The organism is Frankia sp. Allo2 (genome assembly GCF_000733325.1).
In the GTDB taxonomy this organism is placed as follows: Bacteria; Actinomycetota; Actinomycetes; order Frankiales; family Frankiaceae; genus Frankia; species Frankia casuarinae.
Genome location: NZ_JPHT01000027.1, coordinates 37,925 through 54,718 on the forward strand (window position 1 = coordinate 37,925; position 16,794 = coordinate 54,718).

13 protein-coding genes and 2 pseudogenes are annotated in these 16,794 nt (G+C 66.9%); 7 read left to right on the plus strand and 8 right to left on the minus strand.

What is annotated here, in order from left to right; translation table 11 throughout:
• Nucleotides 1-1,203: 1,203 nt before the first annotated feature.
• Nucleotides 1,204-1,329, minus strand: coding sequence for a hypothetical protein (locus ALLO2_RS27835; RefSeq protein WP_255361211.1), 126 nt, complete (start codon nt 1,327-1,329; stop codon nt 1,204-1,206).
• 203 nt (nt 1,330-1,532) lie between these two features.
• On the opposite strand from ALLO2_RS27835, the pseudogene ALLO2_RS23480 reads away from it, so the two are divergent.
• Nucleotides 1,533-2,057 (plus strand): annotated as a pseudogene (locus tag ALLO2_RS23480) (MarR family winged helix-turn-helix transcriptional regulator).
• Nucleotides 2,058-2,170: 113 nt separating this feature from the next.
• Here ALLO2_RS23480 and ALLO2_RS26530 read toward each other — a convergent pair.
• Both ALLO2_RS26530 and ALLO2_RS16885 read right to left on the minus strand, forming a co-directional pair.
• A complete protein-coding gene (locus tag ALLO2_RS26530) occupies nt 2,171-2,473 on the minus strand; it encodes a hypothetical protein (protein ID WP_160172406.1) in 303 nt (100 codons plus the stop codon).
• A gap of 163 nt (nt 2,474-2,636) precedes the next feature.
• Nucleotides 2,637-2,969 (minus strand): nucleotidyltransferase family protein, encoded by a 333-nt coding sequence (locus tag ALLO2_RS16885; protein WP_232235151.1) that lies wholly within the window; start codon nt 2,967-2,969, stop codon nt 2,637-2,639.
• Nucleotides 2,970-3,830: 861 nt separating this feature from the next.
• Here ALLO2_RS16885 and ALLO2_RS16895 point away from each other — a divergent pair.
• Complete coding sequence (locus ALLO2_RS16895; protein ID WP_023841439.1) at nt 3,831-5,069, plus strand: IS4 family transposase; 1,239 nt, start codon at nt 3,831-3,833, stop codon at nt 5,067-5,069.
• Between the two features lie 244 nt (nt 5,070-5,313).
• On the opposite strand, the gene ALLO2_RS16900 is transcribed toward ALLO2_RS16895, so the two are convergent.
• Together ALLO2_RS16900 and ALLO2_RS24725 are read right to left on the minus strand one after the other, a co-directional pair.
• Entirely contained in the window at nt 5,314-5,802 is a 489-nt protein-coding gene (locus tag ALLO2_RS16900; RefSeq protein WP_011436599.1) for a hypothetical protein, read from the minus strand.
• 4 nt (nt 5,803-5,806) lie between these two features.
• Nucleotides 5,807-6,727: a ParA family protein gene (locus ALLO2_RS24725; protein WP_011436598.1), complete on the minus strand. Its 921-nt coding sequence runs from the start codon at nt 6,725-6,727 to the stop codon at nt 5,807-5,809.
• Between the two features lie 435 nt (nt 6,728-7,162).
• Here ALLO2_RS24725 and ALLO2_RS16905 point away from each other — a divergent pair, with 435 nt between their 5' ends.
• From ALLO2_RS16905 to ALLO2_RS16925, 4 genes are all read left to right on the plus strand, one after another.
• Entirely contained in the window at nt 7,163-8,287 is a 1,125-nt protein-coding gene (locus ALLO2_RS16905) for a DUF262 domain-containing protein (RefSeq protein WP_232235152.1), read from the plus strand.
• Nucleotide 8,288: 1 nt separating this feature from the next.
• Nucleotides 8,289-8,801 carry a HEPN domain-containing protein gene (locus tag ALLO2_RS16910; protein WP_011436596.1) on the plus strand — a complete coding sequence of 171 codons (513 nt, stop codon included), beginning with the start codon at nt 8,289-8,291 and terminating at the stop codon, nt 8,799-8,801.
• 747 nt (nt 8,802-9,548) lie between these two features.
• On the plus strand, nt 9,549-10,130 hold the full coding sequence (locus ALLO2_RS23485; RefSeq protein ID WP_051868895.1) for a TetR/AcrR family transcriptional regulator: 582 nt from the start codon (nt 9,549-9,551) through the stop codon (nt 10,128-10,130).
• A gap of 504 nt (nt 10,131-10,634) precedes the next feature.
• The gene (locus ALLO2_RS16925) at nt 10,635-11,402 is read left to right on the plus strand and encodes a hypothetical protein (RefSeq protein ID WP_011436593.1); all 768 of its coding nucleotides are present in this window, start codon (nt 10,635-10,637) and stop codon (nt 11,400-11,402) included.
• A 296-nt stretch (nt 11,403-11,698) separates the two neighbouring features.
• On the opposite strand, the pseudogene ALLO2_RS28330 reads toward ALLO2_RS16925, so the two are convergent.
• The 3 genes and pseudogenes from ALLO2_RS28330 to ALLO2_RS16935 all read right to left on the minus strand — a co-directional run.
• A pseudogene (locus ALLO2_RS28330) lies at nt 11,699-11,850 on the minus strand (IS6 family transposase); the annotation flags it as partial.
• Between the two features lie 86 nt (nt 11,851-11,936).
• Nucleotides 11,937-13,562 carry a chaperonin GroEL gene (groL, locus tag ALLO2_RS16930; RefSeq protein WP_035733339.1) on the minus strand — a complete coding sequence of 542 codons (1,626 nt, stop codon included), beginning with the start codon at nt 13,560-13,562 and terminating at the stop codon, nt 11,937-11,939.
• 211 nt (nt 13,563-13,773) lie between these two features.
• Entirely contained in the window at nt 13,774-14,283 is a 510-nt protein-coding gene (locus ALLO2_RS16935) for an Hsp20/alpha crystallin family protein (protein ID WP_011436591.1), read from the minus strand.
• A 539-nt stretch (nt 14,284-14,822) separates the two neighbouring features.
• Between ALLO2_RS16935 and dnaK the strand changes: the two genes are divergently transcribed.
• Nucleotides 14,823-16,763, plus strand: a complete 1,941-nt coding sequence (gene dnaK, locus ALLO2_RS16940; protein WP_035733340.1) for a molecular chaperone DnaK — start codon at nt 14,823-14,825, stop codon at nt 16,761-16,763.
• Nucleotides 16,764-16,794: the final 31 nt, after the last annotated feature.

Genomic DNA, 16,794 nt, shown 5'->3' on the forward strand with positions numbered 1-16,794 from the left:
AAGGGCGACCGCTTGATGGTTCTGATCGCAACGAACGCCTGCCCGGACCTGATCGGCTTGCCGACCGGGCCGGCAGGGGTGAAGTCAGGCCCGTCCAGGGCGCGTAGCACGTAGGACGGCGTGCCGCCCGTGTCGGTTCTGACGGCGAAGACGGCCTGGGCGTCGAAAGTCGCCGCGCGCGATGCCGTCGGGCCGCACGTCCTGCTCGGCGGGCAACCGCCGGCGTAGGCATGCTCGACGCCGAAGAACTGGCGGGAGGCCCCGTCGGCGTCGATCGTCTCGAAGTTGTTGTAGGCGGCGATCACGTAGTCGATCGAGCCGTTGCCGGTCGCCGGCACCGTCGTCCCCTGCTCCGCCAGCAGTTGGCGCAACGCGGGACCCGGGTCGAATTCCAGCGCCGGCGACAGACCGGCCGCGGCCTGCCCGGGCCCGGGTGCAGGGCCGCCGACCTGTCCCGCGGGTAGGTGGTCGAACCGGAAGGCATCACCATCGCCCTCGGTGGAGGTCAGCAGTGCTGGCGCGCCGTCGTGGGTGACACAGGTCAGCCCCCGCAGCCCACTGTTGCGGGCGCCTACCGGTGGCTCCTGATAGACGGCGGCCCAGCGGGCGGTTCCCGGCTGGACTGCCCCGTCGTTGCGGCGATAGAGCGTCGTGTTGATCGTGACGTAGAGCGCGCCGCCACAGTCGGCGAACCCGGTCACCTTCTGGGTCTTCAGCCCGGGTGAGTTGGGAGGCGGGGCCGTCAGCTCCGATACCGGGTCGAACACCAGCGTGTGCCGGATCGGCGACCACGTCGCGCGCAGGATCCCGGTTGGTTCGGCGCCGGCGTACACGGACCACACGCCAGCCGACTCGTGCGCGCCGAACGACCGCACGGCCGCGGCCGTTGACGGCAGGACGAACGCGTCGTCCGGCGCGAACGAGCCGGCCCCGTCGAGCAGCCACTGGATCTCCGAACGCCCGTTCACGACCGCCTGCGTGACGAGCAGCGAGTGCCCGGCTCCCAGGCCCTGGTCGGCCGGGATGGGGAACGAGTCCAGGGCCTGCACGCGAAGCGACCCTGTCTGCTCGAACACCCGCCAGGGAGCGTCCGCCGCGTCTTTGACCAGGATCTGGCCAGCGGCGGGAGCGCCCGGGNACTCCCACTGGTCGGTCGCCGCGAACAGGCGACCGCCCTGGCTGGCCAGTGCCATGACCTCGGTGTCATGCGACACCGCCGAGCCACTGGCAGTCGTCAACGGCTCCCGGGTAGCCGTCACCGCCCACGAGGGGCCGGTCCGGGCCGACGAGGTCGCGCTCCCCGCCGGCGGCGAGCCGCTCACGGAACACGCAGCGAGTAGACCGGCGGCGAGCACCGCGTACGCCGCGGGCCAGCCGAACCTGACTGAGAAAGCACCTTTCCGACGCATAGGCCTGAGCATCGACGACGCGACGCAAATCGGCAACCATGGTTGTCAATCGACCCGGCGTAGGCGCGGACAGGTACTGACCTATAGTCACAACCATGGTTGACAGTTGGGGGTGGGGTCGCTATGGGTGACGATGCCTCGGCCACGCCTGATGCCGCCGCTGGTCCGGCGAATCGGAGCGCCCTCGGCGGCTTGCTGCGCCGGGCATGGGTCGGCTACCAGAACCGCCTCGACGAGCAACTCGCCGCGGCCGGGTTCGAGCGCCAATTCCCGGACGGTCGGGTACTCCGCTTCTGCGCCGGATCGTCGGGCGCGACGGTCGCACAGATAGGACGGCATCTCGGCATCACCCGCCAGGGCGCAGCCAAGATCGTGAATCGCCTGGTCACGTCGGACTACCTGGAGGTCTCACCCTCCGAGACCAGCGGCCGCGAGAACACCGTGCGGCTCNCCCTGCACGGCCAGGCCTNCCNCNCCNCCCNCCGCGCCGCGGCCCGCCGCATCGAGGACGATCTACGCACGGCTCTCGGCCCCGAGGCGTTCGACAGTCTCACCCGACTGCTGGCTGCCCTCGGTGCCGGCAGCGACGAACGACTGACCGGCTATCTGCGCCGCCGGACGACTCTGGCGGACGTACTAGAACTCTGATCTGTTCCGATCATCCCGGCTCAACTCGACGGCCACGGCGTGACGCTGCCGACAGCCTCTGGGAGATACGCCTCAACGCTCTCGGCGCCTATGTGCTGGGGGCTCGCCGACCGCTACGTGGCCGAAGCCGCGCCGGACGACGACACCACCCCGGTGGTCAACGCCGTAGTGATCAACCAGGCGTGCGGGTTAATGGGGACGCCGTCACGTGGCCATCGGTCGGCGGCCATCACGAACGCCTCCTGCACGGCTTCCTCAGCGAGGTAGGGATCTACCATGAGCTGTCGCGGGGGCGGTAGCTGGCAAGCCGCGAGCCGGTGGCTGCACGTCGGCGGCCCGCAACCCGCCGACCACACTCGAACCGCCTGCTGGCCGACCGCCTTCGTGTGTCCGCGCTGCTCCTCCAAGTCCAGCATGGTCGCTGCCCCGTCTGTCGGGGCCTGCTCCTGCACGCCGACCGTGAGCCGCAGAGCCCCGAAGAGTGGGAACAGTGGCTCGCGGCGACCCGCACGGCGACCCGCAAGCGCGCGCTGATCGCCTGGGGCGCGGGCACACCGGACNAACGTGTCGCANCCCGCCTCATACACGCCCGCTGCCACCGCCGCACCCTCGGCGAGGGCACCAGGGCAGCGCTTCTGCCCACCCGCAAGCCCACAGGGCTCGCTTGAGCCNGTTGCCTGGAAAGCGGGCACGGCCCAGCAGGCATTCGAGTCCCTCTTTGAGGGCGAAGTAGGTGCCGTAGTAGTCGAATCCGTCGCGGCCGGCGTCGAACTCGACGAGGACGTCGACGTCGCTGCTGTCGAGGTCGAACGCATCGCTGGTCGCGGAGCCGAAGAGGTCGAGGCGGCGGATGCCGAGCCGACGGCAGAGTCCCTGGATCTCCGCTTGCCTGGTCTCGATCAGCGGATGCATGCCCACCTCCTCTGGGAAGATTGTGCCCGACCCCGCGGCCGGTACGCCTCATCGGGATGCCCGAAAAATGCCTCGGAGGGGCCGAGGTGCGACCTGGCCTGCCAGAGCCGGGGCACGTCAGCCGTGACACTGACCTGGATCTCGGCGGGGCTGTTGGCGAGCACCACTCGGGCGGTGGCGAGCCCGCCGACGGCGCGCGTTGCCGTCGTTACGGCGGGAGTCACGCGGCGGACCTGGTCTCGATGCGAGGCTGTGCGGTGCGCGGTGGACCCTGCTCTCACATCTTGGGTGCTGTCCGCCGATTACCTGACCTCTGCCTGTGGAATGGCAGGCAGTGTGGGCGGCCGACATATCGGGCCAGCGGCGGCTGGTAGTCCCCATCATGATCATCGACCCGCGCGGTCTCGACCTCGGCCTGGCCGGCACCCGCGCCTGGATCGACCTCCACGACCTGTCCGCCGCCGACGTCGCCNCCGCCCGCGCCCGGCTGCTCGATGGGCTGAACGCGGCGCGGACCGGCCGGGCTAAACCCGCCGGCCGGGTGCTCTTCTCCGGCGCTCGCTCCGTCGCCCGGGTAAGGGGGGATCAACCGAAACTTGGAGGACCAGTCGACCCAATAGCGCTGCTTTAAGGTGATCGTCGTGGTTCGAGGCAGTGAAGTTCGATGCGGCGGGTGACGGTGACCACGGCGGGTTCGCCGAGTTTTCGGGCAGGGAAGTCGCCGGTTTTCTTGGTTTTGCGGGGACTGGCGCGGTCGGGGCGGTCCCGGACGAACGTCGCGGGTTGCGAGATCTCGGGGAGGAAGGTGGCCAGGGCCCAATGGCCGTAGGTTAAGTGATCGTCGTGGGGTAGGCTTGGCTGGTGGGGCATGACGGGAGTGAGGGGCTGTCGCCGGAGGGCTGGTTGCCGGACCGGGTGACGGTGGGTGTGTTGACGCGGGTGTACCCACCGGAGCTGGTGGACCGGGTGTTGGCGGTGACCGACACCGCGGAGGTTCGCCGCCGGCTGTTGCCGTCGTGGCTGGTGGTGTACTTCGTGTTGGCGTTGTGGCTGTTCCGGGGCCGGAACTGTGGCTATGTGCAGGTGCTGGCCCGGTTGACCAGCGGGCTGCACTTCCAGCGCCGGGCGGCTGTGTTGGCCGCGGGTGGGGCGGGTGGGGCGGGTTGGTCGCTGCCGGCAAGCCCGTCGCTGGGCGAGGCGCGGGCACGGATCGGGTCGGATCCGGTGCGGATGCTGTTCGAGCACGCCGCGGGGCCGGTCGGTGTCGAGGGCCAGGCCGGGGTGTTCCTGCACGGCCTGCGGCTGGTGCAGATCGACGGGTCGACCTGCGATCTGCCGGACACGCAGGCCAACCGGGCGTTCTTCCCCGGGCCGTCGAACGCCGGTGGGCCGGCGCCGTTCCCGAAGGTTCGCTGGGTCATCGCCGCCGAGGCCGCCACCGGTGCCCTGCTGGGGGCGTCGTTCGGCCCGTGGAACACCGGCGAGCCGGCGCTGGCCCGTGACCTGCTGGGGCAGCTGGGCCCGGGCATGCTCACGTTGGCGGACCGTAACTTCCTGTCCCACCGGCTCGCCGGCGAGGTCCTGGCGACCGGGGCGCACCTGCTGTGGCGGGCGAAGGCGACCTTCACGCTGGCCCCGGTCCACGTCCTCGACGATGGCAGCTACCTCGCCGAGCTGACACCTCCCCGCGGAAGCGAGGGACCACCACTGACGATGCGGGTGATCGAGTACACCGTGCACTCCACCACCGCCGGCGGCGACGAGAGCAGCTCAGAGCTGTTCTGTCTGGTCACCGACCTGCTCGACCCCGAGGAATGGTCCATGCTCGACCTGGCCCGCGCCTACCCGACCAGGTGGGGATGCGAGACCGTGATCGGCCACCACAAGACCGATCTCGGTGAAGGCCGACCCGTCCTGCGCAGCAAGGACCCCGAAGGCGTCGCCCAGGAGATGTGGGCCCTGTTCGCCGTCCACCAGGCACTCGCCCGCCTCATCGGCGTCGCTGCCGACACCACCGGCACCCCACCCGACAGGATCAGTTTCCGTCGGGCCCTCACCGCCGCGTCCGATTCCATCGGGACCGCGGCTTTCCCCCCCTGAACAGGCACTCCTCGCGTTCCTCCTTGAGATCTGCGACCCGCGCCTGGCCATCCGTGACCGCCCCGACCGCACCGCACCCCGCAAGACCCGCCGGCACAGCGACTACCCCCGCCGCACAACCGACGATCCACCCACCCGGCGCGTCACCCGCCGTCTCGAACTTCACTGCCTCGATTTCCGGTGACCAACCCTCCCTCAAACCTCCAAGGGATCACTTAACCTACGGCCATTGGGCGTTGGCCAATCACAAGGACGTGACCCGCCTGCCGATACCATCCTGGTCGAGGCGGACTCCCACCGCGGAGTTGACGATCATGTCAATCATTTCGTCACGTCGGCGCCCCAGACTCACCCGAACTCCGAGATCTCGGCCGATCCGCTGGAGGATCTGCTTGTTCCTGGCGATCCCCTCAAGGAACATGTGCGCCTCCTCGCGGCTACCCATCTCATCGAGGCGTTGGCGTACGGACGCGGAGTCAGGTTGACCAGCCACGACTGTCGATCCGTCCTTGATCGTGCCGACCCTCCCCCGCGGCACGCTTTCGGGCGCCGGCGGACTGGTGGTCCGTTCCCCGACTACGTCGGCGCCGAGGACCGGCCGGTCAGGCGCTCGCTGCACCGTGAGGACGAGCCGGCCAGCAGCTAGCTCAACCACGGTCTGATCATCGAAACTCCGGATGAGCGCCGAGACCCTCTCCAGCACTGCGAGGACGGCCGTCATGCCTTCAGCCATCAGCTCACGGTCCAATCCTGCTCTCGAATTCGTCAACTAAAGCACGGATTTCTGTTGCTATGTCGGGACGTAGTCCGAACACCGCTGGCAGGAGCCTGTCGACACCCGTCTGGAAATCCAGGCTCTCGCGCATCATCGCAGTAAATGTAGGGAAGAGGCGGCGAACCTCGTCGATAACCCGCTGGCTCGAGGGGGTGGGTCCGGGCCCCCCACCCCCATGCCTTACTCGAGTGAACACAACACCTAGAAAGGCAGGCGCCAGGTCTTCCACTCGGTTCTCGCCGGAGGGAGACCATCCAAGGATCTCGAAGTTATTCTTCTTGAAGTCGGTAAGTCTTTCGGTCAGATGACGGATACCGAAGGTAGCCAGCCTCTCCGGCTGCGCAGGGACCAGAACCCCTTCGCTGGCCACGATCGCAGATCGAGTGAGTATCTCAAAATCCGGCCGGCAGTCGATAAGCACGTAGTCGAATCCCTCACGGCGGAGCAGCCGTAGGCCATCGGCCAGTCGCATCACTACTCGGCGGTGACGATCCTGATAGCGGCGTGAACTGGGGTCACCGAGTTCTACACCGAGCCTGGCAGCAACGCCCTCAAGCTTCGGGGCGGAAGCCACAATTGCAAGCTCACCGCCGTTTCTCCTGGTATGCGCCCGAACTTCCTGCGGCCAGGAGACGTACCGCATGAGGTCTGGCCCAGCCCCTCGACGACCAGCTGCCATGTACCAGTCCGCGACGGTTCGCCGGTCAATCTGTCGCTCGACGTCCGCCGGCCGATAGAAGGAGTGCGTCAGGCTGGCCTGAAAGTCCAGGTCGAGCAGGAGAACACGACGTCCTCGACGCGCAAGCTCCGCACCGACGTTGGCCGTCAGAGTCGTCTTCCCGACACCGCCCTTGGAGTTGACTACGGTAGCGACCTGCATCATCAAACCCCGCGGACCTTGGATGCGCGACGGCGTTCGGTCGGCCGCAACTGGACCAAGCCGCTTCCCCGCCGATCCCGTGAGATCACAACGGCAAATCACCCCCATCTCCACAGCATGCCATCCGCCTGCGCCACATTCAGGAGAACGCCACGAATCGCTCCTGTGGTCGCACCCGATGACCATTCTGGGCCAAGCCGCCCTGAGCAGATCTGACCAGCAGGTTCGAACCGAGCCGGCCTACGCGGCTCCGTCGGATCGACCCTGAGGTGCCACGACTTCGCCAGTGTGTCGATGGTGGTATCCTGTGCGACAGCTTGGCCACGTGGGCTGGTCGACTCGGCGAAGGCTCCCGCCACCCGCGCTGGACGGTCCCACTTGGCGGCCTGCCCTGAGTTCTTACTGACTCGGCACCATGTCGCACGGCTTTCCGAGGGGGTGACCGAGCTGGCTGAGCAAGCTGGCAACGACAGCGACTCCGAGGACCTGCGCGACGACGACAGGGCCGAGCTTCAGGAGGTGGACCCCGACCCTCCGCAGATCAGCTACAGCGGCACCGACTTCGACGTCGAGGGTCTGGTCCGTCGGCACGATCGGGGCGACATAATAGTGCCGTCCTTTGGCAATGATGATCCCGGCATCGAGACAGCCGGCTTCCAGCGCGAGTTCGTTTGGAAGCGTTCGCAGATGGACCGTTTCATCGAGTCCCTACTGCTCGGATNCCCCATTCCGGGTATATTCCTTGTCCAACAACAGGACCGCCGCTATCTCGTTCTTGATGGACAGCAGCGGATAAAGACCCTGAGCCTCTTCTATAATGGCAGCATCAACGGGCGCGAGTTCGCACTTCAGAACGTGGCCGCCAGATTCCAGGGGCTGACCTATCAAACTTTTTCACCCGAACAGCGTCGCACGCTCGACAATACCTTCATCCAGGCGACAATAGTCAAAACCGACGGCACCCGCGAGTCACTCGACGGCGTTTATCAGATCTTCGAGCGGCTGAACTCGGGCGGTACGCAGCTCACGCCGCACGAGATTCGCGTGGCGCTCTATGCAGGCGAGTTCATCAAGTTCCTCACCGCTCTGAACGAAAACCCGGCGTGGCGCGCTCTCTACGGGCCGCCATCACCACGGCTACGCGATCAGGAGATCGTGCTCAGATTCATCGCCCTCTACGTGTCACCGGGTAGCTATAAGCGCCCCCTCAAGAAATACCTGAACGATTTTGTTGGCGCTCACCGCCGACTGAACGAACTGGACGCCGAGTTGATCGAAAAACGATTCGACAGGGCAGCACAGCTTGTGTTGGAGGAGGCCGGAAGAAGCGCCATTCGCGGCCGGGGGCGTCAGCTCAATGCGGCTCTCACCGAGGCGCTTTTGGTAGGATTGGCCCGTAGGCTTGATGCCGGTAGCGAACCGACCGCAGCTGAGGTCAGCCGCGCCATCGACGCGCTCCTCAACGAACCCGACCTGGATTACGTGACCACGCGCGCAACGGCCGACGAGGAGAGTGTGCGGATGCGCCTGGCGCTGGCAACGAGAGCTTTCTCCCGCATCTGACATGAGCAGGCGAGAACGCGCCGAGACCTGGCCGCCGACTGAGACCAGAATTATTTTAGACCGCCTGTCCGAGCTAGCTGCACTGGTACAAGATCAGGCAAGAGTTGCGGATAATCAGGAGGTCGTTTCCTGGCTTGCGCGACTACTGGTGATCCGAAGCTGCGGATATCTGGAGCAGACCGTGGCGGGGACATTCCGCGCCTACACCAGCAGGCTGTCCTACGGCCACGTCAGGAACTTCTCGCTTGGCTGGTTGGAGCGGACGCAGAACCCGACGCCTGCGGCGCTCGAGACCCTGGCCGGGCGCTTCGACCAAGGCCTGCGCCAGGAGCTGAGCGCACTGCTCGACGCGGACGACGGTCGGCTGCGCCGCGAGCTGGCCACGTTAGTCGATCGGCGGAACAGGATCGCCCACGGCCTCAACGAAAGCGTCGGAGTCAGGAAAGCATTAGAGCTCCACAGAGTGGCCTGCGAGGCCGCCGACTGGTTCATTCTTCGCTTTGGGCCTTCCTGAGCCCCGGACGCGCAGTGCCGGAATTCGCCGAGCGGCGGCGGACATGCCAGTCTGATAGTGATGGTGGAGCGCGGTGCCTGCCCCGGGCCGGCGCACCCAGACTCGCCGGTGCCCAGTAGGTCCGCGTTCCCTTCCCAGAATGGTTCCCGAGATGTCGCGGGCGGCCGGGCGGGGCACCAGAACCTGCGGTGACTCTGACCTCCAGAATGTGCTCAACCGACCTTGGCGAGACNGGTCGGGTTGCGCCGGTCCCGCGGCGCGCCCGGGTGAGGGTACCCCTCCTCGCCGAGGTCACCGCGGCCCTTGTCGAGGTCACTGTGGGCGTAGCCCTCAGCCAGGATCCGCTGGGCCGACCCGTTGACAGGCCGTCCGGCCAACGTCCCCGATCGCCGGTCGAGACCGGCGCGCAGCAGGGCGATCAGCGCCCCGATGAGCAGCCCCCAGACCACGACCATGCTGAACGTCATCAGCAGCCAACTACCCCAACCCCAGTTGTACCCACCCCAGACCATCATCATGATCTCCTCCTCTCTCGTCCCGGCCTCCTACGGCGGGCCGTACCTCTACCTTCGGCCGGCGCGGCCGACGGGACGAGGGCTGTTCGTCCCGGACCGGTACGACGCCAGGCCCGTGCCGGACATGCCCTCGGAACCGCCTCCACCCGATCCAGGGGTCCGCGGCGGCGGGCCACTGTCAGGACCTCGCGCCAGGTAGAACCACCGTCTCGCGGCGGGNAGAAANGACGCTATGCGTCCCCNGGCGGNCACCCGCGAGCAGATCATCGCGGCGGCCGACACGATCGCTCGGCGCGACGGGCTCGACCATCTCACGGTCCGACCCCTGTGCGCGGAGCTCGGCGTTACGGCCCCCGCGATCTACCGACGCTTCCCCACCAAGAATCTCATCGTCGAGCGCGTCGTTGACGACGCGCTCGGCCGCATCGACCTTCCAGGCCCCGAGACCGGCGACTGGGCCGACCGCCTAGGGCGCTGCTTCACCAGCGCGCATGACGTTGCCGCCGCCTACCCGGGGCTCGCGGCACACATGGGTCGGCAGATGGCCGGCAGCCCCTCCGCGGTACGCAACGCGAGCTTCCTGCACGATCTGCTCATCGACGCCGGTATCGGACCGGAGGACGCGAACAGGATCATCTGCACGATGTTCGTCTACCTCTGGGGACACCTGCTGGCAGCCGAGGCCGTGGCCGATCTGCTCGGCTCGACCGGCACCCGGGACCAGTTCCTCTGGGGCCTCGACCACCTGCTCGGTTCCTTCCGTCGGCAGTTCGGCGGACCCGTGCCCGGCACCGGGAACACCCCGGAAGGCTGACCGCCGCGGTCGACCGAGTTGGACCGGTCAGCGAGCCTCTTTTCTCGCCCACACCGCCCGTCGAGCCGTCGATGGGGGCCTACCACGGGATGTTGCCGATCATGGTCCGGGCGCACGGCAAGATCACAATAGCAAGCGCAAACATCTTGCAAGCACACAGCAAGCAGTCCGGAATCCCCGGAGGAAAACCGGGTCGAAATGCCATTACGTGGTATCAAATTTACACATNAATTAGACNNAAATNTTCTNCCGAGACCGCCACTCTTTCGTTTCTTCGATCAGCTCACGAACAGCGTGGAGTTGCCATTTGACCCCGCCCAGCGTCATTCGTCCGCCTCTATCTGGCGTCCCTCATCCACCGTCGAGAAACCATGATGGATCGGTGATTGACATTCTGTATCGGCTACCGGAGGCTCCAGGCTGACTGCCGTGGGGAACGACGATCATCGCACCTTACGGCAAGACCGCAATCATGATCCATAAGACTCTCGGTAGAGGTGAATCATGGTCGATATTACCAGAATTCGGCGCCTGCTGCCAGCGCTCGTCGCGGCCCTGGCGCTGACGATAGTCTCGGCTCCGGCCGCTAACGCGGCGTCGGGCAACCCGGGTGTCGTGCCCCCGGGGGCACGCGTATTTGGGAAGAGCTATGGTGCCTGGTCGGCGGCATGGTGGCAGTACGCACTGGCGCAGCCAACCACCACGAACCCGCTGATTGACCCAACTGGCGCGTTGTGTAACGTGGGCCAATCTGGCTCGGTATTCTTCCTGGTCGGCGCCTTCGGTGGCGAAAAAGTCGTTCGAAACGATTGCACGGTACCCGCGGGCAAGGCACTCTTCTTTCCGCTCGTCAACGTCTTCGACGCCAACAACCCCGGGGAAAATCGCACGGCCCGGGAGCTGTGGCGCGAGATGGAGGCAGGCTTGTCGTTCGCCAACCTCCACGCCAGCGTCGATGGCATACCAGTAGGAAAGCTGCGAAGGTACCGGGCTTGCGCCGGACCCGTCCACCGGTGCGCGCATCCGTTCAGCATCACGCTCCCCGATGACAACATCTTCAATGCCCCGGCGGGCATCTACACGCCTGCCGTGGCTGACGGCATCTACCTACTCCTCAAGCCACTTGCGCCGGGCCGCCACACGATCACCTTCGGTGGAACCGGACGATCCGACATCACCGGCCCCTTCTCCGCAGATATCACCTACCATCTCACCGTCCGGCCAGGCCATCACCATGTTCACGATCGGTACGCGTCGAGTTCCGACAAGTAGCGGTCCAAACCCTCGAACTTGGTAGTTGCAGCGGGGCTGCCTCGCTCTGAATGATGCGTGACCTGGGCACGAGACCGCCGTGGTCACCTGGCTTTCTGGGTATTCGCGGGATTCGTGATGACCGCCGCCGCGCGTCGAGCACCGGTGGGCTTCCGCATGTTTCCGATGTCAACCTTCGAGATAGCCGACGTGTCGCCCCATAAAGGTGGCCTTCTGTACGGGACGAGGAAGATCTGATCGTCAACATCCCGTCACAGAGGGCCACCGCATGCTGACACCCAGGTGGAACACGATGATCAGACGGCGTGGGCGAACTCGGTGAAGGCAGTTGATAACTGCGGCAACGGGTCGGCATCGGTCCCGAGTTCGTGGTGGCCACGGCAGATGCTCTGGACGGGGGCGTGCCCGGCTCCGACGGTTGGACGGAGCGGAGGCGTTTCAGCCCGCGTCCTCTCACCGATGCCCTCCGGACAACCCGATCCGGCTGTACCAGTCACCGTCGGTCGGCTCCGATCAGCTCGCATTCCGATTTTTTCAGTACTCCAGGCCACCCCCACCAGCTGGCGCTGCCGCGGTTTCCTTTTCCTCTGGCTTTTCGGCAACGACGGCCTCGGTGGTGAGGAACAGCCCGGCGATGGATGCGGCATTCTGCAGGGCGGAGCGGGTGACCTTGGTCGGGTCGATGATCCCGGCCTCGAGCATGTTGACGTGCTCGCCGGTGGCGGCGTCCAGCCCCCACCCCGGTTGCAGGTTGCGGACCTTCTCGACCACGACGCCGCCTTCCAGGCCGGCATTGACCGCGATCTGCCGGAGCGGCTCGGTCAACGCGCGGCGCACCATCTCGGCCCCGGTCCGCTCGTCCTCAGCCACCTCCAGCCCGTCGAAGACAGCCCCCGAGGCCAGCAGCAGAGCCACCCCACCGCCGGGGACGATGCCCTCCTCAACGGCGGCCTTCGCGTTGCGGACCGCGTCCTCGATGCGGTGCTTACGCTCCTTGAGCTCGACCTCGGTGGCCGCGCCGGCTTTGATGACGGCCACGCCACCGGCGAGCCTGGCCAGCCGCTCCTGCAGCTTCTCGCGATCGTAGTCGGAGTCCGACTTCTCGATCTCGCTACGGATCTGGCTGACCCGACCGGCGATCCGGCCCGGGTCGCCGGCGCCCTCGATAATGGTCGTGTCATCCTTGGTAACGACAACCTTGCGGGCCCGGCCAAGCAGGTCGAGGTCGGCGTTCTCCAGCCTGAGACCAACCTCCTCACTGATCACCTGACTGCCCGTCAGAACGGCGATATCGCCGAGCNTGGCCTTGCGCCGCTCGCCGAAACCCGGCGCCTTCACGGCCACGGACCGGAACGTACCGCGGATCTTGTTGACGACCAGGGTCGCCAGGGCCTCCCCCTCAACGTTCTCGGCGATGACCAGCAGCGGCCTGCCGGCCTGCATGACCTTCTCCAACAGCGGGAGCAGGTCCTTGACCAGCGAAATCTTGATGTTGGCGACCAGGATGTAGGGGTCCTCCAGGACGCACTCCATCCGCTCCTGATCAGTGATGAAGTACGGCGAGATGTAGCCCTTGTCGAAACGCATACCTTCGGTGAGCTCCAGCTCGAGGCCGAAGGTGTTGCTCTCCTCGACGGTGATGACGCCGTCCCGGCCGACCTTGTCCATCGCCTCGGCGATGATCTGGCCGATCGCGGTGTCCCCGCCGGCCGAGATCGAGGCCGTTGAGGCGATCTGATCCTTGGTTTCCAGCTCCCTGGACAGATTGGCCAGTTCCCCACAGACCCGCTCGACAGCCAGCTCGATGCCACGTTTGAGGGCGATCGGGTTCGCGCCCGCGGCCACGTTCCGCAGGCCCTCATGGACCAGTGCCTCCGCCAGAACGGTCGCCGTCGTGGTGCCGTCGCCGGCCACCTCGTCGGTCTTCTTGGCGACCTCCTTGACCATCTCGGCACCGATCTTCTCATACGGATCTTCGAGCTCGATCTCCCTGGCTATGGAGACGCCGTCATTGGTGATGGCGGGAACGCCCCACTTCTTCTCCAGGACGACGTTGCGCCCCTTCGGACCGAGCGTCACCTTCACGGCGCCGGCCAGCTGGTTCATGCCACGTTCCAGCCCGCGCCGTGCTTCCTCCTCGTAAGCGATGATCTTTGGCATGATAGTTCCCCTGAAGCAGAACGCGACCGGACTCCGCAAACATCGCAGGCCCATCCTCGCGACATGCAAAACCTTAATTACAAATCGTCGGTATCGCCTGCTGGCGGGGCAAGCCGACCGGCTGGACAGGCCGGGTCTGCCGGGGTCCCGGTGGAGGGCGCGCTGGCGGGTCCGGGTACCAGGCGCGCTCAGTTGTATACCAGGCGCTCAGTCAGCTTTGGCCCTCGGGGCCGGTGCCTTGGCCCTCGGGGCCGGTGCTGATCTCGATGTGCTTGGGCTGGCTCCGCTTGGCCTTCGCCAGCCGGATGGTGAGTACTCCGTCGGCCAGGGTGGCGTGCACCGATTCCGGATCAATGTCACCCGGCACGGCGATGCGGTGCTCGAACCGGCCCACCGGGCGGCTACGGCGGCGCAGTACTCCCGTGCGTTCCCGCTCCTTGATTTCACCGGTGACGAACAGCTCGTTGTCACGCAGGTCCACGGAGATGTCCTCCCGGCGCACCCCGGGAAGATCGAGATCGATCACGAACGCGTCCTCGGTCTCCTCAATGTCGACCGGCTGCACCATGCCGCCCAGCAACCGCGCCGGACGGCCCTCGACGCCGCCTATGACGTCGCCGAGCAGATTGCCCATGCGGGTCCAGGCGTCCTCGATCTCCCGGAACGGATCCCACCGTGCCAGCGTTCCCAGGCCTTCTCCGCGTCGTACGGGTAGTGTCATGATCCTCACTCCTTCCGGCCAGGCCGGCCGGCTATCACCTTTGCGTCCAATTGACTATGCCTTGCCTCTACCCCTGCCTCGCCGGCCCGAAAACTGCGGGCCGCGGCCGAGAGACACCCGGCTGCAGCCGGCTGTNGGCCAGAAATCGGCTGTAGGGCCAGAAAGCGGCGCTGCCCGGTGCTGCCCGTCCTGCCGGGCTCAGGCCCCCGGTCCCTGTCCTGACCCGGCCCGATCCTGCCCCGGCCCGGCCCCGACCGGTGTGGCTCTGCCAGCTCTCCCGGTGCTCCAGCTCTCCCGGTGCTCCAGCTCTCCCGGTGCTCCAGCTCCCCTGGCAATCAGGACCTACTGGCGATCAAGGCCTTTTCGTGATCTCTTCCTTCGCCTGCCGACAAGCGATACTCCGTAGGCAATGCGTTTTGCTGGGCAAATCCTGGACAGGTTCCCTGCTGTGGGGCCGGTTTATCCGCGTGAAGCCTGCTCACGGCGTGGGAACGCCCGATTCGTCATATGTGTGAGGTTCGCTTCTGGAGGAGCATTCGATGGCGAAGGCAGTCGGCATTGATCTGGGGACGACCAATTCGGTGATCGCCGCCTGGGAGGGTGGCGAGCCGAGGGTCATCCCGAACGCGGAGGGTGCGCGGACGACACCGTCGGTGGTGGCGTTCACCGAGAGCGGTGAACGCCTGGTCGGGCAGCTGGCGCGACGGCAGGCGATCCTGAACCCGAAGGGCACGATCTACTCGGCCAAGCGGTTCATCGGCCGCCGCTATGACGAGGTGACCGAGGAGGCCAAAGCGGTCGCCTTCGACGTCGTCCCGGGCCCGGAGGGCGCCGCCCGGTTCAGAATCCGGGACAAGCTCTACGCGCCGGAGGAGATCAGCGCGCTGGTGCTGCGCAAGCTGGCCGACGACGCTGGGCGGAACCTGGGCGAGAAGGTCACCGAAGCGGTCATCACGGTGCCGGCCTACTTCAACGACGCGCAGCGCACCGCGACGAAGGACGCCGGCCGGATCGCCGGCCTGAACGTGCTGCGGATCATCAACGAGCCGACCGCCGCCGCATTGGCGTACGGGCTGGACAAGAAGGGCCACGAGACCGTCCTGGTCTTCGATCTCGGCGGCGGCACGTTCGACGTGAGCATCCTCGACGTCGGCGACGGGGTGGTCGAGGTCCGGGCCACNGCCGGGGACAGCCACCTGGGCGGGGACGACTTCGACCGCCGGCTGGTCGACTACCTCGCCGACGGGTTCCACCGGGAACAGGGCATCGACCTGCGCCGGGACCCCCAGGCACTGCAACGGCTGTTCGAGGCCGCGGAGAAGGCCAAGGTCGAACTGAGCGCGGTCACCCAGNCCCAGGTGAACCTGCCGTTCATCACCGCCGACGCCACCGGGCCGCGGCACCTGACCGCCACGGTCATGCGCTCCACCTTCGAACAGATCACCGCCGACCTGGTCGAACGGACCATGGGACCGGTCCGCCAGGCGATGGAGGACTCCAAGATCAGTGCCGACGACCTCGACGAGGTGATCCTCGTCGGCGGCGCCACCCGGATGCCCGCGGTGCAGGCACTGGTCCGGCGGCTGACCGGCGGCAAGGAACCGAACATGAGCGTCAACCCCGACGAGGTCGTCGCCCTGGGCGCGGCGATCCAGGCCGGGGTGCTCAAGGGCGAAGTCTCCGACGTGCTCCTGCTCGACGTCACCCCGCTCTCCCTCGGGGTGGAGACCCGCGGCGGCCTGATGACGAAAATCGTCGAACGCAACACCACGATCCCGGTGCGACGCTCCGAGGTGTTCTCCACCGCGGAGGACAACCAGCCGGCCGTGGACATCGTGGTACTGCAGGGCGAACGCGAACGCGCCGCCGACAACCGGGTACTCGGCCGCTTCCGCCTGGAAAACATCCGCCCGGCGCCCCGCGGCGAACCGCAGGTCGAGGTCACCTTCGACATCGACGCCAACGGCATCCTCAACGTCACCGCCCGCGACAAGGACACCGGAGCCCAGCAGTCGATCACGATCAGTGAGACCTCCAACCTCCCCAAGGAGGAGGTCGAACGGATGATCACCGAGGCGGAGCGTAACCGCACCACCGACCAGGCGCTACGCGCCGCAATCGACGCCCGCAACGAGCTGGACTCGGTCGCCTACCGCGTCGAACGGCTGCTGGCCGAACTCGGTGACGCCGCCCCGCCCCACGAGAAGGCCCGCGCCGACCTGCTGGTCGCCGACGCCCGCCAGGCCATCAAAGAGGAGGCTCCGGTGGACCGGGTCCGCGCCCTGACCTCGGATCTCCAACAGATCTACCACGGCCTGGCCGCCGCCCGAACCGGCCAGGCCGCCCCCACCGAGGGAACCGGCGGCAGCCCGACCGACACCGCCCCGGGCGGCCCACAGCCACCACCTGGCGGCGGCACCCCTGGCGGCGGCAGCCCTGACGGCGACGACGTGGTAGACGCCGAGTTCGACCGGGGCTGACCCATGCCAACCGAGACCGACCCATGATGGC